19 protein-coding genes and 1 riboswitch are annotated in these 25,612 nt (G+C 33.9%); of the genes, 3 read left to right on the top strand and 16 right to left on the bottom strand.

Annotated elements, in window-relative coordinates:
- Positions 1 to 296 precede the first annotated feature (296 nt).
- The 12 genes from T335_RS0116385 to T335_RS0116330 all read right to left on the bottom strand — a co-directional run bounded on the left by T335_RS0116385 (position 297) and on the right by T335_RS0116330 (position 14,719).
- Positions 297 to 2,657 carry an ATP-dependent DNA helicase gene (locus T335_RS0116385; protein ID WP_026478500.1) on the bottom strand — a complete coding sequence of 787 codons (2,361 nt, stop codon included), beginning with the start codon at positions 2,655 to 2,657 and terminating at the stop codon, positions 297 to 299.
- 50 nt (positions 2,658 to 2,707) lie between these two features.
- Positions 2,708 to 3,739: a DUF362 domain-containing protein gene (locus T335_RS22075; RefSeq protein WP_026478499.1), complete on the bottom strand. Its 1,032-nt coding sequence runs from the start codon at positions 3,737 to 3,739 to the stop codon at positions 2,708 to 2,710.
- Positions 3,740 to 3,981: 242 nt separating this feature from the next.
- Positions 3,982 to 4,419, bottom strand: coding sequence for a GNAT family N-acetyltransferase (locus T335_RS0116375; protein ID WP_026478498.1), 438 nt, complete (start codon positions 4,417 to 4,419; stop codon positions 3,982 to 3,984).
- A gap of 26 nt (positions 4,420 to 4,445) precedes the next feature.
- The gene (locus T335_RS0116370; protein WP_026478497.1) at positions 4,446 to 5,309 is read right to left on the bottom strand and encodes a methionyl aminopeptidase; all 864 of its coding nucleotides are present in this window, start codon (positions 5,307 to 5,309) and stop codon (positions 4,446 to 4,448) included.
- A 151-nt stretch (positions 5,310 to 5,460) separates the two neighbouring features.
- Positions 5,461 to 5,685, bottom strand: a complete 225-nt coding sequence (locus tag T335_RS0116365; protein WP_026478496.1) for a hypothetical protein — start codon at positions 5,683 to 5,685, stop codon at positions 5,461 to 5,463.
- Positions 5,686 to 6,077: 392 nt separating this feature from the next.
- Entirely contained in the window at positions 6,078 to 7,502 is a 1,425-nt protein-coding gene (locus T335_RS0116360) for an amidohydrolase family protein (RefSeq protein WP_034328785.1), read from the bottom strand.
- 159 nt (positions 7,503 to 7,661) lie between these two features.
- Positions 7,662 to 8,003 (bottom strand): DUF898 family protein, encoded by a 342-nt coding sequence (locus T335_RS0116355; RefSeq protein ID WP_207640686.1) that lies wholly within the window; start codon positions 8,001 to 8,003, stop codon positions 7,662 to 7,664.
- Between the two features lie 134 nt (positions 8,004 to 8,137).
- Positions 8,138 to 8,893, bottom strand: coding sequence for an exodeoxyribonuclease III (locus T335_RS0116350; protein ID WP_026478493.1), 756 nt, complete (start codon positions 8,891 to 8,893; stop codon positions 8,138 to 8,140).
- 195 nt (positions 8,894 to 9,088) lie between these two features.
- Positions 9,089 to 10,369, bottom strand: a complete 1,281-nt coding sequence (locus T335_RS0116345) for an MFS transporter (protein ID WP_026478492.1) — start codon at positions 10,367 to 10,369, stop codon at positions 9,089 to 9,091.
- A 397-nt stretch (positions 10,370 to 10,766) separates the two neighbouring features.
- Positions 10,767 to 11,858, bottom strand: coding sequence for a mechanosensitive ion channel family protein (locus T335_RS21070; RefSeq protein WP_278246907.1), 1,092 nt, complete (start codon positions 11,856 to 11,858; stop codon positions 10,767 to 10,769).
- Between the two features lie 204 nt (positions 11,859 to 12,062).
- The gene (locus T335_RS0116335; protein WP_026478491.1) at positions 12,063 to 13,235 is read right to left on the bottom strand and encodes a pyridoxal phosphate-dependent aminotransferase; all 1,173 of its coding nucleotides are present in this window, start codon (positions 13,233 to 13,235) and stop codon (positions 12,063 to 12,065) included.
- A gap of 132 nt (positions 13,236 to 13,367) precedes the next feature.
- A riboswitch (SAM riboswitch) is annotated at positions 13,368 to 13,470 on the bottom strand.
- Between the two features lie 211 nt (positions 13,471 to 13,681).
- Positions 13,682 to 14,719 (bottom strand): M42 family metallopeptidase, encoded by a 1,038-nt coding sequence (locus T335_RS0116330; RefSeq protein ID WP_026478490.1) that lies wholly within the window; start codon positions 14,717 to 14,719, stop codon positions 13,682 to 13,684.
- 480 nt (positions 14,720 to 15,199) lie between these two features.
- Here T335_RS0116330 and T335_RS0116325 point away from each other — a divergent pair, with 480 nt between their 5' ends.
- Positions 15,200 to 17,341: a catalase gene (locus T335_RS0116325; RefSeq protein WP_026478489.1), complete on the top strand. Its 2,142-nt coding sequence runs from the start codon at positions 15,200 to 15,202 to the stop codon at positions 17,339 to 17,341.
- Positions 17,342 to 17,473: 132 nt separating this feature from the next.
- Here T335_RS0116325 and T335_RS0116320 read toward each other — a convergent pair whose 3' ends face one another.
- A complete protein-coding gene (locus tag T335_RS0116320) occupies positions 17,474 to 17,917 on the bottom strand; it encodes a GNAT family N-acetyltransferase (RefSeq protein WP_026478488.1) in 444 nt (147 codons plus the stop codon).
- Between the two features lie 186 nt (positions 17,918 to 18,103).
- Between T335_RS0116320 and T335_RS0116315 the strand changes: the two genes are divergently transcribed.
- Positions 18,104 to 19,486: a pyridoxal-phosphate dependent enzyme gene (locus T335_RS0116315; protein WP_026478487.1), complete on the top strand. Its 1,383-nt coding sequence runs from the start codon at positions 18,104 to 18,106 to the stop codon at positions 19,484 to 19,486.
- 122 nt (positions 19,487 to 19,608) lie between these two features.
- Here the strand turns inward: T335_RS0116315 and T335_RS0116310 are convergent, their stop codons facing one another.
- Entirely contained in the window at positions 19,609 to 20,562 is a 954-nt protein-coding gene (locus T335_RS0116310; RefSeq protein ID WP_026478486.1) for an L-threonine 3-dehydrogenase, read from the bottom strand.
- 431 nt (positions 20,563 to 20,993) lie between these two features.
- Between T335_RS0116310 and T335_RS21770 the strand changes: the two genes are divergently transcribed.
- Positions 20,994 to 22,193, top strand: coding sequence for a protease complex subunit PrcB family protein (locus T335_RS21770; protein WP_051569359.1), 1,200 nt, complete (start codon positions 20,994 to 20,996; stop codon positions 22,191 to 22,193).
- A 320-nt stretch (positions 22,194 to 22,513) separates the two neighbouring features.
- Here the strand turns inward: T335_RS21770 and T335_RS0116300 are convergent, their stop codons facing one another.
- Positions 22,514 to 23,911: an oxaloacetate decarboxylase subunit alpha gene (locus T335_RS0116300; protein WP_026478485.1), complete on the bottom strand. Its 1,398-nt coding sequence runs from the start codon at positions 23,909 to 23,911 to the stop codon at positions 22,514 to 22,516.
- A 269-nt stretch (positions 23,912 to 24,180) separates the two neighbouring features.
- Positions 24,181 to 25,512: a citrate/sodium symporter CitS gene (gene citS / locus T335_RS0116295; RefSeq protein ID WP_026478484.1), complete on the bottom strand. Its 1,332-nt coding sequence runs from the start codon at positions 25,510 to 25,512 to the stop codon at positions 24,181 to 24,183.
- Between the last annotated feature and the right edge of the window lie 100 nt (positions 25,513 to 25,612).

Raw genomic sequence — 25,612 nt, 5'->3', positions numbered from 1 at the left:
ATCTAAAAAAGATTAAAAATAATACAATAGGGTAAAACCCCACTAGATAACTACCTATAAATGATATGCTCCCTGTATTGTAGACGGTTAAAATAATAAAACCGTATACCATAAAGAGGAGCAGCTTCACTTATAAATGCTAGTGGGGTTTTTTATTAAACTTCCTTATAGAAGTTTTACCAGTTGATCTCTTTATTTGAGGTAAAAACTCATTTCACAATGCACGACTTAGTTTTTATATTTGCATAAAACGATATAAAATCAGAGTTATGGTATTATGCAATTCCCTCATTTAACTATTCACTATTAATTAAATGTTTGAATTTCATTAACTTGCTATTAAGGTCCTTCTTAGATGTAACTAAACGTGCTCCTCTCCATTCGATAGGAAAAATCTTTTTATAGCTAAATGAATTAAATCTCTGGTCAATTAAAAGAACCACGCCTCTATCCTCTTCAGTTCTAATAACCCTACCGGCTGCTTGCAGTACTTTATTCATTCCAGGAAACAGATAAGAATAGTTATAACCATCTCGATTCGTTTTATTAAAGTAGTCTTTGATAATGTTTCGCTCTAAACAAATTTGTGGGAGCCCTACCCCCACTATTATTGCTCCTGAGAGTCTTTCTCCCCTTAAATCGATCCCTTCAGAAAATATGCCTCCCATTACTGCGAACCCCACTAATGAAGAATCTGGATCAGGTTGAAAAGCTTCTAGATAAGCTTCTCTTTCTTCTTCCTTCATGATATTTCCTTGGAGGATCGTTTTAAATTGGGGATATTTTTCTATAAATCGATCATAAACTTCATTCATATATTTATAAGAAGGAAAAAATGCAAAATAATTACCCTTTTTCATGGAGGCTATTTCTCCGATATAATCCGTAACTAAGTCGTAACTATATTCCCGCTCTTTATATTTTGTGGATATATTCCCTGCCACCAGTAGACACAAATTCCCTTCTGGGAAGGGTGATGGGAGTGATAGTTCAGGGTCTTCCTTATCCCCACCTAGAATTTCTTTGTAATAATCCATGGGTGAAAGGGTGGCAGAAAAAAATACTGCTGATTTTCCTCGTTTAATCGCTTCCGAAAGCAAAAATGCTGGGTCTAGACAAAATATTTTAAGTCTAACCTCTTGCCCTTCCTTTTCCACATATGTGATATATCGCTTGTCATAAAACTCTGCAATTCGTGTAAATGATAAGCAATCAAAGAATAGATCCAGCAATTGCTTATGCCCTTCCACCTTCTTGTTGCTTGCTAAAAATTCTTCGCTCTCAGCCATAAGACGATTAAGCAAGTATAGAATATCCTCTGGCATTTCTTTCTGTATACAGTATTCATTATCTTCACAAAGTTTCTTCATCTTTAACATATAAGAATTAAGTTTATTTAGGGCTTTAGTAATCTCGGGCTCTTTATTCTTAAAGAGCTTTTTCAACTCTAAAAAAGGGGATTTATTTAAAGTTGCCGAGAACATTTCCCTCGATCGATCTACTAAATTATGGGCCTCATCCACTAAAAATATATAGTCGTTATTACTGCCATCAAAAAATCTTTTTAAGTATACCCTCGGATCAAAAACATAATTAAAATCACAAATTATTGTATCGGCCCATAAGGCTAAATCTAAAGAAAATTCAAAGGGACATAAGGTATGTTTCCTTGAATAATCTTCTATTACAGGTCTTGTAAATTCATCTTCATTTTCTAATATATCTAATATAGCTAGATTAACTCGATCAAAATGACCCTTAGCGTACTCACAAAATTCTGGTTCACACTGGGGCTGTTCTTTAAAGCAGATTTTATCTTTAGCTGTTAAAGTAATAGTTTTGAAACGAAGTCCCTTTTCTCTCATTTTAACAAAAGCTTCTTCCGCCACTTGTCTACTAATGGTTTTTGCAGTAAGGTAAAAAATTTTAGAGGTATGCCCCTCTCCTAAGGCCTTGATGGTGGGAAAAAGGGTTGAAATTGTTTTACCAATGCCAGTTGGAGCTTGAGCAAATAGTTTTTGTTGTTCTTTAATAGCTTTATAGACTGAAACAGCCAGCCTCCTTTGACCTGCTCGATAACCTTTAAAGGGGAACTCTAGCTGATTTACCGATTGATCTCGAATGATTCGCCATTGAGCCGTAAAGTCTGCCCAAACAATATACTGATCGATAATTTCGAAAAAGTAAGTTTCTAGTTCATCATAACTAAAAGGTCTTCTAATTATTTTCGTTTTTTCCGTTTTTAGATTAAAATAAGTTAGCTGTATATCTATTGTCTCTAGATTATTTTGCCAACAATAAATATACCCATAGCACTTAGCTTGTGCCCAATGGAGAAGATTATAATTTTCATCTATCTCTTCTAGCAGTTTATTTGTGGATTTAATTTCATCGATACATACAGCTTCTAAGGGGGAATTAATAACACCATCTGCCCTTCCCTCTATAACAAACTGGACACCCTTATACTCAAACCTATGCTTTAGATGAACTTCTGCCTCATATTCTGCCCCTTGGGCTTTTTGAACTTTTTGGTGGGCTCTTGTGCCATCTATGGCTCTTGTGCTCGTTCTAAAGCTGGCATCGATGTCACCAGATCGTAAAACAAACTCCACTAAATTTCTTACGGATATCTTAATTTCATTAAATTTGCTCATCTTCATCAATCCTTATAGATGTTTAGGCTTTAATTCCATTGTTCTTTATTTTATAACTCTATCAAACTGTAATTTCTACTACCTAACCCTATTTTTTCTGCATAGGCTAAGGTTTTCCTTCCCCTTCTAAATACAGTCTTGCCATTATATTTATCTAATAAATCAAGAGCCGCTTGATCGATGGCAACAGCATCGGTAGAAGCTAATAATCCAAGATCCTTAACAATGGGCTTCATGCTGTGGGGTTCACAGTCACAACCTCTTGTAATATTAAAGGCAAAAGTTATATAAATGTTTCTTTTATTCTTGGCAGCCCCATAAGCGTATTCTGCCAACCTTTCACCAAAATTATTAGAAATAGAGGCTACCCAACTATTAGATATGGCAGCAAAGGGGCAATGGGCTACACAGGCAGCACACCCAACACACTTGTCTTTTTGAATTTTAGCTTTTTTACCTAAAACAATGGCATTTTCAGGGCAATTTTTTACACAAACATTACAGGCCTTACATTTAAAATAACTTACCTTTGGTATTGAATTAGCATGTTGGTCCAACTTTCCACCCTTTGATGCACATCCCATAGCCAGTTGCTTAATTGCTCCGCCAAAACCTGCTAACATATGTCCTTTAAAGTGACTTACAACAATCAGCTGATTAGAAGTTGCAATCCCTTTAGCTATTTTACAGGTTTTAAAGTGTTTTCCATCAATCGAGATATTTTCAAATGCTTCACCATGATCTCCATCAGCTATTACAATGGGAAGTTGGGTGAAGTGATGGTCTTTTGCTAATTGAATATGGCTGGAACTTTTCATTCGTTCTCCACGATATAAAACGTTAGTTTCAATATACCCACTGTCTATTTCATTTTTATTTAGAAAGTCAATTATCCCGTTAAAATTTTGGGGACCAATGAAGGTTTTATTTCCCTTTTCTCCAAAATGTACCTTTAAAGGAATATATCTTTCGAGAGGGATCTCTTCATCTTCTACTATTTTTTCTAAAAGCAACTTAGTAGACTGATTAATTTCTTCAGTTTTGAAATATGAATCTATTGGTATAAAATATACGTTTTTCACGGCTCTATCCCCTTTTAATTTCCTTCATTTCTCATTATATTATTATATCAAAAAATAGCTAAAGGTTAAACTTACTTTAAAAGCAGAATTATTTCACTAATTATTAATTATCTAAAACGTTATCCAACTGACATGATAGTCCCCAACCTACTTGTATAATGTAAATTTAACACAAAATAAAAGAATGAACATATTGCCTATAATTAAGCTCCTATATCCATTCTTGAAACCCTCTATATTTTTTATAACTCTTTCCCCATCATGACCATACTATTAAAGCTATTGAATCCTCTTTTATGATAGAATCCCTCTGTACCATCTGTTCTTGATGTAAAGAGAATCACTTCATTAATCCCTTTCTTCTTTAATCGATCTAAAAATTCATTTAGAAGGGCAGAACCTACTCCGCTTTTCCTCAGTTTTAAGTCTACACAAAATTCTTTAATATTGAAATGCATTCCATCGTAGAAGTACTCATGGTTTCCTAAAATCATTCCTATCAGTTTGTCATCTTCACTGGCAACTAAACCATAGAAGCCCTCACAATTCAACATCTGCAATAATCGTTTTGATGCCCTCTCTACTGTCCATTGATCCTTCCAAGGTTCTGCATTAAAGGCTTCAACATACAACTCTGCCAGTTCAGGTATATCTTCTTTTTTAAGTTCTATAAAATTCATCTTTATTCCCCCTTTTAATTTATCTCTTATGTTAAGATTTCATATCCCGTCTCTGTTACCAACAATGTATGCTCCCATTGAGCCGATAACCCTCCATCTACAGTAATGGCAGTCCAGTTATCCTCTAATATTTTACACTTATAACTCCCTTCATTGATCATTGGTTCAATAGTGAAGGTCATACCTGGTAACATAATCATTCCTTTATTTCCTGTATCATAATGATAAACAAATGGATCTTCATGAAACTTTATACCAATTCCATGTCCCCCAAAATCTTTTACAACCGAAAATCCATTTTTGGTTGCATGGGCTTCGATTGCTTTTCCGATTTCATTAAAAGGCCTATATGGAACTACTGCATCCATCCCTACTTGTAGACATTCTTTAGCACATTCTACAATTTTCTTAGCCTTATCACTTATGTTACCAATTGTATACATTCTACTGGCATCGGCATAGTAACCATTTAGTATCGTTGTAATATCAATGTTAACGATGTCACCTTCTTTCAAGACTCTGTCTTCTGGAATACCATGACAAATAACTTCATTAATGGAAGTGCATGTACTTTTAGGAAAGCCGTTATACCCTAATGGTGCAGGGATTCCCCCTTGAGCTATTGTATAATCATGAACCCACTGATTTATTTCATTTGTGGTGACACCTTCCTGTACTTTATCTTCTAGCATATCTAAAATTGCTGTTGTAATTGCAGCACTTTTTCTCATTCCTCCTATATCTTCTTTTGATTTAATTAAGGATCTTTGAGGAATTCGATATCCCTTATTTTTATATTCTAAAAGAATCTCTTCTTTATCTAAATGACACTTTTTGTATTTTTTCCCACTTCCACACCAACAAAGATCGTTTCTTAAAAAATTCAACATTACATCACCATCCAACCTTAATTTTTAATACATTACCTCCATTAAACACAGCAGAGAAAAAAATTCATAATCATTAATACGCAATCGATCTACTTTAAGGAGCTATTGAAAAAAACACAGTAAGAAAAGAAGATCTTAATGTGGTTTTACTTTACTTTTCAAACTTCAAGCCACTGTCTTCTAATATTTTCTCAACGACATCCTCTGCCTCTTCTTCTCTATGAATGGGCTCAGTTACACCAAAAAAACCTCCATCTCGATCCTCCAACCACATAATAAAGTCGTCCCAAAATTCCTCCCAATCCTTTTCTTCTGGTACATTAATTATTCCATTAACTCTTATAGCATTATCTGTTACTAAAGGTCGTTCCTCCATAGTATTTCCTCCTTCTTCTCATCAACATCTATAAGGATATCATTCCCTATTTAATTTTATATTTTCCTAAGTTAATAATTTTAGTAATTATTAGCTAATGATCTTATAGCTTAAGATAGGAACATTAATCTAAGTCATATTTCCTAAATCTCTTAACTATTAGTTCTAACTATTTAAATGAGGAAATTGCATAATTAATATTAAATTTATATTAATGCAAAATGAAAACTTCGCTGTTTAATGTTCAATGAGTAATATATAAATTCAGATTTATGGTATTATACAATTTCCTCAAATACTTTTTTCAACTACTAATAGGATATACTTTTTGGTGTTTAACTTCAAGTAACTATATGGAAATTGACATGTATTTTAATGGTAGAGACTTTTAACTATAAGTATCCTTCTTTCATCATTTGTAAAAGTGGGATCTCTAATCGTTTAACATCTTCTACTGCACGATTTGCCACCCTTTCAGCTGCTTTATGAAGCTCTAGAACTGCCTTATTTTCATCAACTGTAAGTAACTTACCTTCTTCCATAATTATCTTTCCGTCAATGATTACTGTCTCTACTTCATTTCCGTTAGCAGCATACACTAAATTAGGAACAATATTTCTTATTGGGCTTAAAATTATAGGACTAAGATTAGGTTTGTCAAAATTAATTATAATAAGATCTGCCTTTTTCCCCTCTTTAATCGACCCTATTTCATCACCTAAACCAATTGCTTTTGCCCCATCAATAGTAGCTAATCTTAATACCTTCCAAGCGGGGAATACTTCTGGGTTTTTAGCTTTGCACTTATTTAGTATTGCAGTAAATTTCATCTCATTAAACATATTATTACAGTTATTACCTGGTGCTTGATCAGACCCAAGTGCTGCTCGACTACTTACCTCCAAAAATTCTGCCATAGGTGGCACCATTCCATCTATGATTCCTATACTACCAGAACATAGAATCATTGAGGCTCCCCTCTTAGCCAATAATTGAGTCTCTTCTTTAGTCGCTTCAGTTAAATGAACAGCCATTAATCGATGATCAAGATAACCAATTTCATCGAGATATTGAATACTTCTTTTCCCATAGCGTTTGATCATCTGATTTATTTCACGATCTCCTTGTGCTACATGCATGTGAATATTGGTGTCATATTTTTCTGCTAGATATTTGATCTCTAATAATAGCTCTTTCGAAACCATGTCTGGCCCTTGAGGCCCTAATAAACAGGTTATTCTTCCATTTTCCTTCAGATGCCATTCATTAATTAACTTTATATTTTCCATCAATTTTTCATTACCTATTGCTGAATCTAAGGGATATATGTCTCCTACAGCTATATCAGCCATATTAGGGGGTAATTCATTAATCATATCGGAAATTCTTGCTCTGGTTCCTATTTCAACATGATTCTTAACAAGCTCTCCCATTGGATGATCATAATCACAAAAAGTAGTTGTACCGGCTTTAACACCTTCTATTATATTTACTAAGGATCCAATTCGACTTTCTTGTGGTGTTAACCCTTTATAAAAAGGCCATAATCCCTTCTGCATCCAGTTACCAATATCCTGAGATAGTCCCCTCAATATGCTTATTCCTGTATGAATATGGGCATCGATTAAGCCTGGCATAACAACCTTTCTTGTGGCGTCTATATATTGATGGGCAGAGTACTTTTTCTTGATTTCTGTTGTCAAACCAACTACTTCTATTTTATTATTTTTAATTCCTACTGCTCCATCTTCAATAATTCCAACACCTTTGCCCTCCATTGTTACAACAGTAGCGTTATGAATCAAGATATCTAACATAGTAATCCTCCCTTATTATCACTGAAATTAATCCATCGTATAATTTTATATTCCTCTATAGGGTTATTCAATGGAAATCAATAATATCCTCTAAAAATTTCGCCTAACAAAATAAAGACCCTCTGTTATAGAAGGCCTATATTTTGACACTATGTAACTTTACAAAAATGTAGTATGCTTTACCTTCCATTTTTCCATAGAAATCCTTACCCAAAATGAGTATATTCCCAAAGTAATAATTGATAATAATAGCCATTTAACCCACTGTCCAAATAGCCCGATGGCACTACCAGTGAATTTTAATCTCCTTCCATTTATAACAGTGTGGGAGATTTTCCAATTTAAAACCATACACACTGCCCAAGGGTAAGCGACTCCTAAAGTAAAGATTGTTACAAGGGCTCCAAGAATGTTCCAACCAACTAACTGAAGCAATCCACCATCAAAATAGGATTCTCCTGTTGATGAATTAACATTAACATGAATATTGGTATTTTCCATAATTTATCACCTCCATTTTTAGGTAATTCGACCTAATATTAGTTTTTCCTCTTTTTTATTGTATTCAATTTAAAAATAATATAGAATAATAAAAACCTGATACATTAGCCTTTAGCCAACATATCAGGTCTCTTCTATATTTCCAGTTCCAACAACACTGGGCAATGATCACTACCCATTACATGGGAATGAATTTCAGCTTCTTTTATATTATTTTTAAGTCTTTCAGAAACAACAAAGTAGTCGATTCTCCATCCTGTGTTCCTTGCCCTAGCATTTCCCATATAAGACCACCAAGAGTAGGCCCCTTCTTTGTCAGGATACAAATGTCTAAAGGTATCAGTAAATCCAGTATTTATTAGTTCTGTCATCTTACCTCTTTCTTCCATAGTAAAACCTGCATTTTTAGTATTTGTTTTTGGATTTTTAAGATCGATCTCATTATGGGCAACATTAAGATCCCCACATAAAACAACTGGTTTAACTGCATCTAGCTCCTTAAGATAACTTCTAAATTCGTCCTCCCAAGTCATTCGGTAGTCTAATCTTGCCAGTCCTCTTTGGGCATTGGGGGTATAGACATTCACTAGATAGAATTTCTCAAACTCTAAAATGATTACCCTGCCTTCTTCTTGAGTATCATTCTTGCCAACCCCATATTTTACTGAAATAGGTTGAATTTTAGAAAACACTGCGGTGCCAGAGTATCCTTTTTTTTCAGCGCAATTCCAAAATTGATGATACCCTTCTAAATCTAAAGAAATTTGACCTTCCTGCAACTTTGTTTCTTGTACACAAAATAAATCTGCATCCATTTCTTTAAAATAATCTAAAAAGCCTTTAGTTACACAGGCTCGAAGTCCATTAACATTCCAAGAAATCATTTTCATTTGTTTTACCTCCATTAAGTATTAAGTCAAAATTTACTATCACTTATATACCCTTTATAAAATAATTTTAACATAATATTATCTTATTTGAAGTACGATAGCAACCTTGCCTTAAACTTACCTAGCCTTAAACCCTAATAAAAGATTTTAACCTACTTCTCCTCAATCCATAAACCATTGCTCTTTCACTGCTATTTATTCCATAATCTCTTTAAAATCTGGCGTGAAAACAATCCAAAGTCCTATTAATAGGGAGGATATCCCTGCCCCTAAATAGATGGTAGATGGGGATACAATGTCAGATAATATTCCAAATAGCCCTAACCCTACAGGGACAATCCCTTGGGTTAATGTATTAAACATACCGAAAAACCTTCCTCTTAATTCGTCTGGAACCTTCCTTTGAAGGGCTGTAAAAAGTGGAATATTAATTAAGGAATTACAGATCATTAATAATACCGTAATACCACAGAAAATAAAGTACACACTCATATTTCCCAAAACACTTAATATTGAAGGTAATAAAAAGATTCCAAAACCAGCTAGTAATATTGATTCTGTCACAATACCAAAATTCACGACCCCTATGTTGTCTCTAAATTTTGCGACAGTTGAAATTAATATCATTCCTAGCATTGCCCCCACAGGAAAAAGTCCATTGACTATTCCATATTCTCTGGCCCCCATCCCTAATGTAAATCTAATGGTCTTAGGAAAGATGATTTGGAATATGGGATTTATTAGGAAATTTAAAAAAAGTGCTACCACCATGATTTTCATCAAGGTTTTTTGACTACGTATATATTTTAAACCGTCTTTGAAATCTAGCCAAAAGCTGGTTGTAGACGACTCCTCTTTTGTCTTTTTTACATTGGGTATATTAATAAACATTTCTGAAATACCCGATAAAACAAATGAAAGCCCATTGACAACAAATACTCCTACAATACCTAATCTATAGTATAAAAATCCAGAAATTGCACCACCTATAATCCATGTTAAAGATCTACTTATACCGTTTAAAGAATTGGCTTGTGTTAGATCTTTTTCTTCCACTATGTTCGGCATTGAGGCATCTACAGCTGGGTTAAAAAAAGAACCAAATATCGCCCCTAAAAAGGTTATTGCAAATAATGAAATCATAGGATAAAAGTTGTTATATACTAAAAGCCCTAGAATTAAGATTAAAGAACCTCTAATTATGTCTGTACCAAAGATGATTTTTTTTCGATTAATTCGGTCAACAAAGACTCCCGAAAGGGGTCCAAAAATAATATAGGGTAGCAATACACTGACACCGAATATTGCCATATAGGTTCCTGAAAGCCCCTCCCCTACGGTTTCCATTATAAACCATGACACCGCCACCGAATGAACGGCATTCCCTAAATTAGATACAATTTGACCAATAAGTAATAGCATGAAATTTTTGTTTTGAAAAATACTTCTTTGCTGAAGTTTTAACGTCTTATCCATCTACCTTCCTCCTATTATCTTCTTATTTAATTCCTCTATAAAATTCTGCAATTAACTTTATAGTTATACTATAACAAGGAGGAGCCTTTACTAAAACAATCTTTAGGCTGTTTTTATCTCAGTCTTAGGACCGATAATGTTACTTTCTCCATTCTCTTTTACATAAAAAGTGTGTATTAACTGTCTAAGGATTATGATTTTTTAAAGGTGAAAAAGTATAGATAAATCAATAAAAGTATTTAATTGAGGGAATGGCATAATACCATGAACTGAATTGAATTTATGTTCAAGTTATGAAATAAGAATTATATAATCATTTTTGATAGGCTTCCATACATAAAAAAATGAGCCTTAGACAGATAATTTGTCAAAATAGACTCATTTTAAAGTTATATCATTAATTTACTGCCCTTACCACTTCTTCAATTGGATCAGATATACTTTCTTGTAATGAGGAGTCTTCTTTTCTAACATAGATTGATCTCGAAGGGAAGGCTGGGTGAACATTATTATTTTGAAGGATTTCTAATATCTTTAAGTTTACATCCTCCTTTGACTGTAAAAATTCGCCCCAGTTTGTTGATATCGTAAAGCAATAGATAAAAATATCTAAACTACTATCGTTAAAACGGTCAAAGTTAACAAATATGGTTTCCTTATGAATCGCCTCATGGTTTTGTAGCATGTCTTTTATATCTTGTATACATTTTTTCATCTGTTCTATGGTTGTTCCATATTCTACACCAAGATTAAAAGTGATTCTTCTTTTTCCCATCCGACTCCAGTTTGTTATTGGTTGATTGACTAGAGTTGAGTTAGGAACATGTACTAAAGCATGGGCAAAGGTCCTGACTTTAGTGCTTCTAAAGGATATCTCTTCTACAGTTCCTTCTAAATTAGGGGTGCAAATCCAATCTCCAATACCAAAGGGTTTGTCTAATGTAAGCACTAGTCCACCAAAAATATTTGCTAAAGTATCCTTAGCTGCAAGTGCAAAAGCTAACCCACCAATACCAAGTCCAGCGATAAAACTGTTAACATCATATCCCCATTCTTCAGCAACAATGCTGCAGGCTAATACAATAATAATAATCTTGATCCCTTTAGAAATAAGAGGAATAAAAATACCCTCAATTTGAAGATCACACTTATCCATTGTTCTTAACAATAAAGAAGACAGTGTATTTGAAAAACCGATAACAGACCAAGCAATCAGAATAATGATGGAAGACCTAAACACCCTAGTTACAAAATTTGTCTGAGCATCAGTTAAGTCTAAAACTTGTAAGGCCAAATAGAAACCTATTATCACTATAAAAACTTTTAAAGGCTTCTCAATTGCTAAAACAATTTCTGTATCTAAGTTTGTTTTCGTCTTCTTCGTAAGACTTAAGATATACTTCAAAATTACTTTAGAAAAAAGATTTCTAAGGATTATAAACCCCAAAACGATACCCACAAACACAACAATTTTACTATCTAGATACAACCTTACCACTTCCTTTAACAACTTTTTCTTACCTATACTATTCTATAATAAATTCTAAAAATTGCAAGGTAACTGTCAATATTAAAGTTATTACAGAAGAATTTTGTAGAATGTGTATTTCTAGCGATAGAATTTCCTTAGTTAAATTATTTATCTTAAATGATATTGATAGTTTTCAAATATCCAAAGAGGCATTTCCATTATCTAAACACTTCTTAACTGTAATTTTTCCCGTAATAAAGTTAGCCGTTTTATTGCTTCTATTAATGTCTCTTCCTTCTTAGCAAAGTGAAAACGAATATAATGATTTATATCATCTCTAAAAAAACTTGACCCTGGCACAGCAGCAACACCTACCTCTTTAATCAGCCACTCACAAAATTCTACATCACTGCCCTCTGTAAATTCTGAAATGTCAACCATGACATAATAGGCTCCTTGGGGTTCTACATATTTTAAACCAGCCTTCTTTAGTCCATCTAAAAACAAGTCCTTTTTCCTAATATAAAGATCTTGTAACTCTTCATAGTATTCCTCTGGCATCTGTAGTCCAGCCAAAGCCGCCTCTTGTAATGGTGCTGCTGCCCCTACAGTCAAAAAGTCGTGGACCTTTCTTGCATTTTCTGTAATATAGGCTGGTGCAATGATATAACCAAGCCTCCAACCCGTTATGGAATAGGTCTTAGATAATGAACTACAGGAAATTGTTCTTTCAAACATTCCTGGCAATGATGCAATATAGGTATGTTGGTAGGGTTTCATCACAATGTGTTCATAAACTTCATCAGCAATTACAAAAGCGTCATATTCCTTAGCTAAATCTGCAATGAATTCTAATTCTTCTGGCGTAAAAACCTTTCCAATCGGATTTGAAGGATTGCATAGTATTAGAGCCTTAGGTCTTTCTTCAAAAGCCTTAATTAATTCATCCTTATTAAAGGTAAAATTTGGTGGATTTAATGGAACATAAATTGGTTCTGCCCCACAGAGAATGGTATCCGCCACATAATTTTCATAAAAAGGAGAGAAAATTATTACTTTATCTCCAGGGTTACAAACTGTCATCATGGCTACCATCATGGCTTCAGTACTTCCACAGGTTACAACAATCTCTGAATTAGCATCTATAGGTAGCCCCATAAATTTTCTTTGCTTCTCTGCTAAAGCTTCCCTAAACTTGTGGGATCCCCAAGTAATTTCATATTGATGGGGTCCCGATTTCGCAACCTCCTTAAGGGCTGTCTTCAACTCTTCAGGCGGATCAAAATCTGGAAAACCTTGAGATAAATTGATTGCCCCATACTGTAGGGCAATTCGTGTCATTCTTCTAATTACTGAATCTGTAAAACTTTCTAAACGTGTGCTTATTTTTGGCATCTTTTCATTTCTCCTTTATTAGATGTGTTATTAGTTTTGATAAGGCTTTTTCTTGTATAAAAAAAACCTCTTCTCTTGGAGAACAGGATAAGTGGCATAAAAAAAACCCTAGAAGGGTAATCGTATTAGCCTTCCTTATCTCCCAGAACATAGTTCTGCTGGATTTAGCACCGTCACCTTTAGTGTGGTTGCTGAAACATCATAGGGCCAGTCCCTCAGTTTCTCTTGATAAGATATATTTAGTTTCTCTTTTAATTAGTTAAATCTAATTAAATCTATTATATCATTAGGATGCATAATGTCAATCAAATTATTTATATTTATACTTTTAGTGTTATCCCAATTATCACAGAAAAAACCCCTATGAAGCTACTATAGCAGATCATAAGGGCAGTTTTCTACAGTTATTTAAAATTTTTATAGGATATAAATAAATGAGTTTTTCCTTATTTGGTTAAGTAAAGATAAAGTAACTTAATTGTATTCTCTAAGGCAATATAATGGGTTCTTTCCATTCCGTGGGATGCGTGGACTCCCGGGCCAATTAAAGCAGCTCTAATATTTTGACCTGCCCTCAATGCTGCAGATGCATCTGAACCATACATAGGGTAAATATCTACGGCAAAACTAAGCTTGTTTTCTTCTGCAAGCCTAATTAAATCTGTTGTCATATTATAATCATAGGGGCCTGTAGAATCTTTTGCACAAATAGAAACATCATATTCGGTACAACTTAAGTCATCCCCAATACAGCCCATGTCAACTGCAATTAGCTCTGTTATATCTTCTGGAATATGGGAAGAACCATGACCAACCTCTTCATAGGTTGAAATAAATAACTTTGTAGTATATTCTGGAGTGATACTTTCTCTTTTTAATAACTCCATTAAACCAATCAGACAAGCTACACTTCCTTTATCATCAATAAATCTTGATTTAATAAAGTCCGTCTCTGTAATTGTCGTCTTAGGCTCAATAAATATAAAGTCTCCTACATTAATTCCTAAAGCTTTCACATCTTCCTTATTAGATACCCTACTGTCAATTCTGATTTCCATATTTTGAGGGTCACGGGCCTTAGTCGTGCTATCTTCATAAACATGAATGGCAGGACTAGTACTTAAAAATGTTCCTGAATATAGTTTACCCTCCCTTGTACGGATTTGGCAGTACTCACCATCTAATGTAGCAACAATAGGACCTCCAATCAGAGTAAACTTTAACGTCCCATTGCTTGTAATTGACCTTACCATCGCCCCCAGTGTATCTACATGGGCAGATAAACCTATGACCTTTTCATTACTCTTTCCTGGGATTGTGATAATACCAGCACCTTTTCTATTGGTTTCAAATTGATAACCAATCTCCTGTGTCCATGATTGAATCATTTCCATAATGTCGAAACAAAATCCACTGGGACTATGGAACTCTAATAGCTCCTTAGCTTTTTTAAGTACATATTCTTTATTAATTGCTAGGTTCATATGTATCCTCCTTTAATGTCTATCATGAAATATAACATAGAATATAACACTAACATTACTATAACATAATAAAGCTAAATCTTTAAAATATTATTTATTTTCACAAGAATTTTTTTATTAATAAATGGGGCAATTGCTACTAATTTTATAATTATATAATTGAAAAGAAAAACTTCCCTACTTCGTGTTCATTCTTCATAAGTCGTATATAAATTCAACGTTAAGTTATTATGTAATCTCTTCAAATATTAAAGAAATCCCAACATTTAAATTAGTTTTTTCTCCATTAAAATTCCCAATGAAGATATTTATTCATTTATATAAATATATCTATTCATTTATTTTATTTAGATCTCCCCTCCATTATATACCAGTATTTCAGCTGTATATATATGGCAAACTAACCTTAACTAAGCATAATTATCATACTGCTATTATGTCTTAGTTACTACATATAAAATAAAGCAGAGGAGGAATAAAATGAACAATAATCAAAGCCAGGACAATATCATGATTAATGAAGATAGTAAGAATTGGCAATTAGATGATGTCCGTGCAGACCATAATAATCAACTTTTAACTACCAATCAAGGTTTACGAGTCTCTAATACTGATGATTCCTTAAAAGCAGGAGAACGGGGCCCTACCCTTATGGAGGATTTTCATTTTAGAGAAAAGCTAACCCATTTTGATCATGAAAGAATCCCTGAAAGAGTTGTTCATGCTAGAGGCTTTGGTGTTCATGGTTATTTTCAAGCCTACGAGTCTATGGCAGAATACACAAAAGCAAAGTTTCTTCAAGACCCATCTATAAAAACCCCTGTTTTTGTTCGTTTTTCAACTGTTGTTGGCTCCAAGGGTTCAGCTGATACAGTTAGAGACGTGAGGGGCTTTGCAACAAAGTTTTATACAGAAGAAGGAAATTATGATTTAGTTGCCAACAATATTCCTGTATTTTTTATTCAAGATGCAATTAAATTTCCAGACATTGTCCACTCTATTAAGCCAGAACCCCACAATGAAATACCTCAAGCATCCGCCGCCCATGATACTTTTTGGGACTTTGTTGTTAGTAATCCTGAAACAGCCCATATGATTATGTGGCTTTTATCCGACAGAGGCATTCCACGAAGTTTTCGTATGATGGAGGGTTTTGGTGTTAATACCTTTAGATTCGTTAATGCTGAAGGCAAGGCAAGATTCGTTAAGTTCCACTGGAAACCTCTTCTTGGAGTCCATTCATTAGTATGGGATGAAGCTCAAAAATTAGCTGGAAAAGATCCAGATTATCATAGAAGAGATATCTGGAACGCAATTAATAGAGGGGAATATCCAGAATATGAACTTGGCGTGCAAATGATTGATGAAAAGGATGAGTTTAACTTTGACTTCGATATTTTAGACCCCACCAAAATATGGCCAGAAGAACTTATTCCTGTAAAAATAATAGGAAAGATGACTCTAAATCGCAATGTGGATAATTTTTTTGCAGAAACAGAGCAAGTAGCTTTTCACCCCGGGCATGTTGTTCCAGGAATAGATTTTAGTAATGACCCCCTACTACAAGGTCGATTATTTTCCTATTTAGATACCCAATTAATCCGTTTAGGAGGCCCCAACTTCCATGAGATTCCTATTAATCGCCCTATTGCCCCTATTCATAACAACCAGAGGGATGGCTATCATAGAATGACGATTGATCGTGGACGGGTAAGCTATTCACCTAATGCGCTGCAGGATAATACCCCTAAACCAGCTTCTGATCAAGATGGTGGATATGTTCACTATGAAGAAAAAGTGGATGGACGTAAGGTTAGGCAAAGAAGTGAAAGCTTTAAAGACTTTTATAGACAAGCTACCCTCTTTTGGAACAGTATGTCTCCAGCTGAAAAACAACATATTATTGAAGCCTTCCATTTTGAAGTAGGTAGCGTAATAGACAAAAATATTAAACAGCGAGTTGTAGATATGTTTAATAATGTAAATGGAGACTTAGCTACTCAAATAGCAATGGGTATAGGAGCCACGCCCCCCAATAGTTCTGGAGGCAATGATGTAACAGCTTTTTCTCCTGCCTTAAGTCAAGAGAATACAATTAAAGTACCCCAAACTAGAATGGTTGCCATTCTAGCTGAAAATGGCTTTAACTATAATGAAGTAACTCAAGTAATGGATGCACTACGGGGAGCAGGGATTCACCCTGAAATCATCAGCAAAAATTTAGGAATGATCACAGGAGACAATGGACAACAGCTGGAAGTTGGTAAAAACTATTTAACCACTGCTTCTATCAAATATGATGCTGTATATATACCAGGAGGGCGACAAAGTGCCGATACATTGATGATGCAGGGTGATACTATTCACTTTGTTAATGAAGCCTTTAAACATGCAAAAGCCATTGGTGGAACCAACGAAGGAGTAGACTTACTAGCCTCATCAGCCCTTCAGGGTGTCAGTCTGGCTTCCTCTAGTAATCAAGGGCAGCTTATGTCAGACTTAGGGGTTGTAACACTAGGTAATTCCGCCTATATAACTAACTTTATCCCTGAATTTATTAACGCAATAGGACAACATCGCCATTGGGGGAGACAACCTAAAAAAGAATTTGTTCCAGCATAGTCCCGCTATTTAGTCTGTTAAAAAGCCTTACTATTTCTAAAAAGTTAGATAGACCATAAATTAGGTCCTAAATAAGGAGTAGAATTGGAAGTAAATATCTTCTTTTTCTGCTCCTTTTCTTATAGGGCTAATTTATTTACTATGGAGCATTTCCACATGGGGAATCCCATCTTCTAAGTAGGTTTCAGATACTACTTTAAATCCTAAGCTGTTATAAAAATTGATTAAGTATGCCTGAGCTGATATTCTTATTTGAGTTTCTTTCCATTCTTCTTTTATATATTCAATTCCCTTTTTCATTAATTGGGTAGCAATTCCCTTTCCACGATAATCTTTTTGTACAATTACTCTCCCTATAGAGGCTTCACTATATGAAATACCCTTTGGTAATACCCTAATATAGGCTATCACCTGTTTATCTATAGTAGCAAAAATATGTATCCCGTCTAAATCTTTACCATCACATTCTTCATAGGGGCAATCCTGTTCAACAACAAAGACATTTATCCTTTGCTTTAATATTTCATAGACTTCAAAGGCAGTTAACTCATCAAACGCCTTAATTTTCCATTCCATCAAATCACCTCATTATATTTTTTCAACATAGATTTCATCATTTTAGTCAGTTCATAAAGTTTCAATATAACTAAATCATTATATTTTACCATATCTACTACTAATTTATAAAGCCAGCATCTCAAATAAAACTTTTATTTTAGGGAATATTTATATTAGCTAATATTATTAAGGAGGTATGTAAGAATGAATAAAAATATATTAACAAGTATGGTTGGTAAAACCCCTTTAGTAAGGGCAACGGGATTAGAAAAAGCTTTGGGTATTTCAGAAATTTATCTAAAACTAGAAGGAAATAACCCATCAGGACAAAGAATTGATCGGTTGGCTTACTTACTACTTAAAGATGCTGTCTCAAAGGGGAAAGAAACCATTTGCATCGGAAGCCATCTTCCTCTAGCAAGATCTTTGGCTCTAATCTCTTCTCAATTTAATATAAATTGTGTTTTTATATTTCCAGAAAATATTAAAGCCTCTACTGATAAAGTCTTTCGAAAAGATAACATTAAGATCATTGAATATGGTAGAACTGTTATGGATTCCTCCCACTATAGTTCTAAGCTATGTGAAAAAAATGATTGGTTTAATGGGAATCTTGGAATAGAAAACAATATACTAAACATGACAGCGATCGCTTCTATAGCAGAAGAAATCTACACTCAACTAAATTGCGAGATTGACTCTGTTTTTTCTCTATTGAGTTATGGTTTTTCAGTTTCTGGTCTTGATTTAGGTTTTCGGCAATTATGGGTAGATAATAAAATTAGTCAATTGCCTCAGCTGTATAGTTGTACAACCAGTATTAATAATCCCCTTTATGAAGCCTATCAACATAACGACAAAAAAATTACGCTCCAAAGTAAAGGAAAAACTAAAACGATTGTAACAAAGTATAATAAGCACCTCCTCAATTTCAATGAAATAACAGCTCAAGATGCCCTCAATTCTATCTATGCTGTTAATGGTAAATTAACAGGTGTAGAAGGAAAGGAACTAATTAAAAATTTAAGGAAGTTTTTAGAAGTTGAAAACATTAAGTTTAGCATAGAAAATGGCTATGCTATCGCAGGTTTCATGAAGGAAGTGGATAAGAGGAACATTAAAAATGGAACCCATGTTATCTTGTTAAATGATGGTAGAATAGATGTTGAGGTTCGAAGAATCGAAAGGCATGAAACAGAACTATCAATTGATGAGATCGCAAACTATATCCAGCATTGGCTGATGGAGTTTAGTGATCCCATCTACGAAATAAAAGAAGCTTTAGAAAAGGCCTTTTGTAATGGTTATGTCCTCATGGCTTATTACAATAATCAACTTGTAGGCATCAGTGTTATTGTTAATACTGGATTTAATAGTTTTATACCCTCCTATCATTTAGGCTATATTGGAACACGTAGAAGTATCAAGGGTAGAGGAATTGCTACTCAGCTTCTTAATAAGGCTGTAGAATTGACGAAGGGTAATCTCTCTCTTCATGTTGATCGAAATAATAGTAGGGCAATTAAGTTATATGAAAAAATGGGTTTTGCTAAGTCCTATTTACGCATGATCCATAAAACAAGATAATCGTAAGAAAAACGCCTATTCATATCCTTTCGTACTAATGCATACGGTTAGATAAAATAGGCGTTTTTATTTTACAGTTTAATTATATTTAAAGCTTAATGACTCACTAAATTAAATCCAAACTACTTAATTCCTTTTGCCTTTAATTGAGCTAACATATCTGCTGTCATTTTAGGTAGATCATATTCTACTTTAAAGCCCCACTCTTCAATAGCTGCAGAAGGATCAATTGAATCTGGCCAGCTGTTGGCAATTGCCTGTCTCATTGGATCTACATCATAATCCATTGTAAACTCTGGAATATGCTTTCTAATTTCAGCTGCGATTTGCTCTGGTTCAAAGCTCATAGCTGTAACGTTAAAGGCATTTCTATGTTTTAATTTCGCAGGATCTGCTTCCATTAAATCAATAATAGAATTTACTGCATCTGGCATATACATCATATCCATGTATGTACCTGCTCCAATGTAGCTAGTATATTTTTTATGCTTTAATGCTTCATAAAAGATGGTAACGGCATAATCAGTCGTCCCTCCACCTGGTTCTTGTGCGTAGGAAATTAAACCTGGGAATCTAACTCCTCTAGTATCTACACCAAACTTATGGAAGTAGTAATCGCAAAGTAGCTCTCCTGCAACTTTATTTACTCCATACATAGTTGTAGGTCTTTGAATTGTATCTTGTGGCGTGTTTACCTTTGGAGATGATGGTCCAAAAGCACCAATTGAACTTGGAGTAAAGAACTTACAATTTAATTCTCTTGCTACTTCTAAAGTATTCATTAATCCACCCATATTAATATTCCAAGCTAATAGCGGATTGTTTTCAGCAGTAGCTGAGAGTAAAGCTGCCATATGTATAATTGTGTCTACATTATGCTTTTTACATAAATCATGTACACTTTGAGCATCTGTTACATCTAATTCTTCAAATACTCCTGTTTCAACTAATATGTGTCCATCTCTACTACTTCTATTAGTTGCGATAACGTTTTCATTACCATAAATTTCTCTCATCTTCACAACTAACTCTGTACCGATTTGCCCTAGAGCACCAGTAACTAATATTTTTTTCATTTGAACACCTCCGAGTGATTTTAATTTAAAAGTATTCTTTAATTTGATATATTAAATATATCCTCTTACCTATGTATTTTAGACAATGAATAGAAATATATTCCTTAACTATTCATATCTACCCCTATTCGCTTCTGTTATAGGGTTGTTTGATTATTAACCTAATCACTTTGTATTATACTATTAATTTATAGGATTGAAAAGGTAAATTAGCTAAATCAATTAAATAGAAATCTTATAAATATTTAATAAATTTCATAAAAAGCAAGTTTACAAATTCTAGCTTTCTAATTTAGTATTTAAGTTAAGGATATATTATTTATTTTTATATTTTTTATATTTATTTTAAAATTTTATGGAACTTTTTTAAACTATAATTCGTCCTATTAGTAAACTAAGAAAACGAATATTAAGAAGGGAGTTGTTTTATCATGAAAAAATTAGTCTTACTATTGTCATTCATTATGATTTTCACTTTATCTGTGCCTGCTAGTGCTAGTAATCATGAAATTAAAGTGCGTTTAAACGGAGAGCTTGTTACTTTTGATGTTCCTCCTATATTAGTAGAGGGTCGTGTATTAGTCCCTACCCGTGGGCTATTCGAAAAGCTTGGAGCTAAAGTACTATGGGATAGCGGTAATTCTACTGTAACGATTGAAACTGACGATCAAATCGTTATCCTTCAAATTGATAATAAACAAGCAACAATTAGTTTCCCTTCAGCTAGTAAGGAAGCGATTATTGTTACTTTAGATGCTCCTCCACAAGTAATTAACGGAAGAACAATGGTCCCATTAAGATTTTTATCTGAAGTTCTAGGCACCACGCCTAATTGGGACAGCACAAGCAATACTGTTAACATTGTATCCCCAGAGCTTAGTAAACCCTCTGAGGAATTAGGCAAACCAGTAAACTTTACAGAAGTCTCTAGTGATGAGCTATACAAAAATAAAGAATTATTAGATTGGTATACTGAAAAATCTTATACAAAAGGAATTTATTCTATAGAAATAGGTGGGAAGCATTATGTTTTAGTTTCTGCTGGTGAAAGACCATCTGGTGGCTATTCATTGATTGTAGATGGGGTCTATAACTTAAAAAATAATAAAACCTATGTAGAAGCCATCTTGCAAACTCCAGCTCCTGATGAAATAGTTACTCAAGCTTTAACCTATCCTACTTCATTAATTTTAGTTGATTCAAAAGAAGTAGTCTCTACTTTAGACTTTAATATTTTTGAAGTAGAAAATGTAGGAATTATTGAAGAAGAGATCCCCTATCCATTTACAATGGTTCAGCCCAATAGTTTAACTGATCAAGCTGCTTCTAAATGGTATAGTGAGCACTATCAAAAGGAAGGCATCCATTACCTTAAAGAAAACAACATGATATATATATTAGTAGCTGCTGGTGAAAGAACCACAGGAGGCTATACCGTTGAAATTAATGGTATTTACCACCAAGATACTTCTTTATATGTAGATGCAAATGTAATCTCTCCTGACCCAGATATGATGGTAACTCAAGAAATAACCTACCCTAATGTTTTACTAAAGTTGGAGGGAAGAAATATTCAAGATATTAATGGCTTTATCTTTACATCTACAGAAGGAGCTTCTTTTCTAGAATAGTTAGTTAAAAATACTAAAACCCAATAAACTAATCAGCTAAGAAAGTGTATTTAAAGTGCATTTATGGGTTTTATGTCACTAGACTTATATAGTCATCACCTTATATAAACAAAAATAGAACAAGGAAAAAATATAAAATATAGAGAATATAATTGGGTATTGGGGATTTAAAAAGAGTAGATTTCAATTTTGAATCTACTCTTTTTTGTTAATTATTGATAACACTATATTATATTAAATATTTTTCACTTTCCATATATCTAGTTCTAAATAGCCTCTTTACAATATGCTTAGACTCTTTCTAGCCTAGCATAACCAATCTAGACAATATGAACTTTATTCTCCATATCTACACACATTGTTTCAATTTTATATTTTTCAGCCCTTCTATATTTAAAGTACTCTAATGCTACTTGAGGAAACAATCCATAAGATAACACATCTTCCTCTTGCTCTAAAAACTCCTTCATTTCATTGCGGAAACCTTCTAATTGTGGAGGAATTAAATCTGCAGGTCTACCAGAAATTACTTCTTCTGCACCAATAATTTTCTTTTTAATTTCATCTGTAATTTCCACAACAGGTTTACCATATTCCCCTTTAACATAGGCCTTTATTTCTTTTGGTACCATTTTATATCGTTCTCCCAAGATTACATTAAAAACGGCTTGCGTCCCAACCATCTGACTTAGGGGGGTTACTAAAGGTGGATAACCTAACTCTTCCCTTACTCTTGGGACCTCCTTTAGTACTTCTTCATATTTATGGGTAGCTTTTTGCATTTCTAACTGAGAAACTAAGTTAGATAGCATTCCCCCTGGTACTTGATAAACTAATGTATTGATATCAACACCCAGTAGCTTAGGATTCAAAAGACCACTCTTTAAATAAGCTTCACGGAGTGGAGCAAAATATTCTGCAACTTTATTCAAAGTTTGAAGACTGTATCCAGTATCATAATCTGTTCCTTGTAAAGCTGCCACTAGAGGTTCTGTAGGAGGCTGTGAAGTTCCTAAAGCCATAGGTGATATAGCACAATCGACAATATCTACCCCCGCTTCAATAGCCTTTAAATTCGTCATAGAAGCTAATCCACTCGTATAATGACTATGGAGCTGTATAGGTATTTTTATAGTCTCCTTTAACCCCTTTACTAGTTCATAGGCATCATAGGGCGTTAATATCCCTGCCATATCTTTTACACAGATGGAATCTGCTCCCATAGCCTCCATTCTTTTAGCCAGTTGAAGATAATATTCGGTATTATGGACTGGACTAGTGGTGTAAGAGATTGCAACTTGTGCATGACCGCCTGCTTCCTTGGTAGCTTTTACGGCGGTTTCAATGTTTCTCAAATCATTTAAGGCATCAAAAATCCTTATAATATCTATCCCATTGGCAATTGATTTTTTGATAAAGGCTTCTACAACATCATCAGCATAATGTTTATAGCCTAATAAATTTTGTCCCCTTAAAAGCATCTGTAATTTTGTCTTCTTAACATGTTTTCTAATGGTTCTTAGTCGTTGCCAAGGGTCTTCATTTAAAAATCTTAAGCAAGCATCAAATGTTGCCCCACCCCAAACCTCCAAAGAATGGTATCCTACTTCATCTAAGGTTTCAAGTATTGGTATCATATCTTCGATCTTCATTCTAGTTGCTATTAAAGACTGGTGGGCGTCCCGTAGTACTGTTTCTGTAATTTTTACTTTTGCCATCTTTAACACTCCTTTTCTAAAAAAATCAATTGTCTACTATCATACTATTTACTACCTACTATTTACTACCTAGCTCAATTTACCTAATTAATTTCTTATGAAAAAAGAAACATAGCAAAGTACTGAGCCTTTGCCATGTTTTATAGTCATCCAACTTCCATTTAGTTACTACTCATATCACATTCTAAGACTCTTTTTTATGAGTAAAAATTTATCGGATTTTATACGCTTTTTATATATCCTAAATTGCAATAGCAAATTGAACTAATTTAATAGAATAAGCCAAATACAATACTTGCAATTACCAGCATAATTCCTCCACCTAATCTTGAAGAAATTTGTGCCCAAGAGATTAAGTCCATTCTTTTTGCGGCTCCTAATACTGCTAAATCACCAGAACCCCCTCTATTTGCCATACATAGACCTGCTGTGATAGCTGCTTCGATTGGATAAAAACCAACTATATATCCAAATAACATTGTACCCGCAGTTGCTCCTAATACGATAAACGTTGCAATAACAACATTAGTTACGCTAATAGCTGCAATAATTTCTGCTAGATCTGTATAGGCAACCCCTACTCCAATCATAATAACCCAAAGGAATTGACCTGAGAAAAAGCTTTGTAACTTTTTAGCTCCCTGCTTTAATTCTTCAGGAATAATATTTAATGCATTAAATAAAGATACGAATAATACCATATAAGCAAATGTATGAATTTGAACCCCGAAAATTGTTGGTAAAATCTTTCTACTGAATAATACACCTAATAAATAAATACTAATTGATAACACGAATCCTGCTGAAATTTCTCTATGGGAAATCTTTAAGTTTGACTTTTCTTCCTTAACATCAAAACCTTTTCCTCTAACTAATTCACCATTACCAGTTAATTTGCCATTCTTTTGTCCTAGCTTGTTTAACATTGCTGCAACAAAGATAGCTACGATATTAGCAATTGTTAAAATTGGGAAAGCAAAGGATAAAAATTGACTTGGATCATTTCCAGTTGTTGAAGCATAGATTTCACTCATTGGAAGTGCACCAGCACCAGTTCCTCCACCCATAATTGGAAGTACGTACATTGTAACTACATCCCTTACGGAAACTCCTGTAATTAACCCACCAATTGCTCCAAATACCATTGCTCCTAAAACCCCAAGAATAATTGTTGGAATGTATCCAACCAAAGCCTTTAGAAGTAATTTACGATGAACAGACAATACACTTCCTGTAATTAACACTGCAATAAATAGTGTTAAGAAGTTAGTATCTTCCATGAATACTTCGATTGATTTAACCGTCTGCTCTGGCATAATTCCAGCATATACTAGGTAAGCTGACCCTAAGAATGCAAGAATAGCACCGCCACCTACATACTCATTCCAAATAGGAATACGATCTCCTATTTCACCAAAAATAACACCTAAAACAATAGTAATACCTAACGCCCCTACAATATTTACTGGTAATACACCTTGCCACGAAGCTGCAATTGTAATAACCGCTAGTAGTGCAAATAATGGGAGAGGAATCCCGTACATCTTAAAACTATTTAGCTTTTCCAGTAGGCCATTTTGCTTTTTTTCTACATTTTCCATTTTTTATCCTCCTTTTTTTAAAAAACAAAACAAAAAAGGCCAACACAGAATTAAATACTCTGTGCTGACCTATTTAAGCGAAATCAATAGACTTTCTTAA

The organism is Alkaliphilus transvaalensis ATCC 700919 (genome assembly GCF_000621485.1).
GTDB lineage: Bacteria > Bacillota > Clostridia > Peptostreptococcales > Natronincolaceae > Alkaliphilus > Alkaliphilus transvaalensis.
The sequence above is the reverse complement of the archived record's forward strand: the minus strand, read 5'-3'. Positions and strand labels throughout refer to the sequence as shown.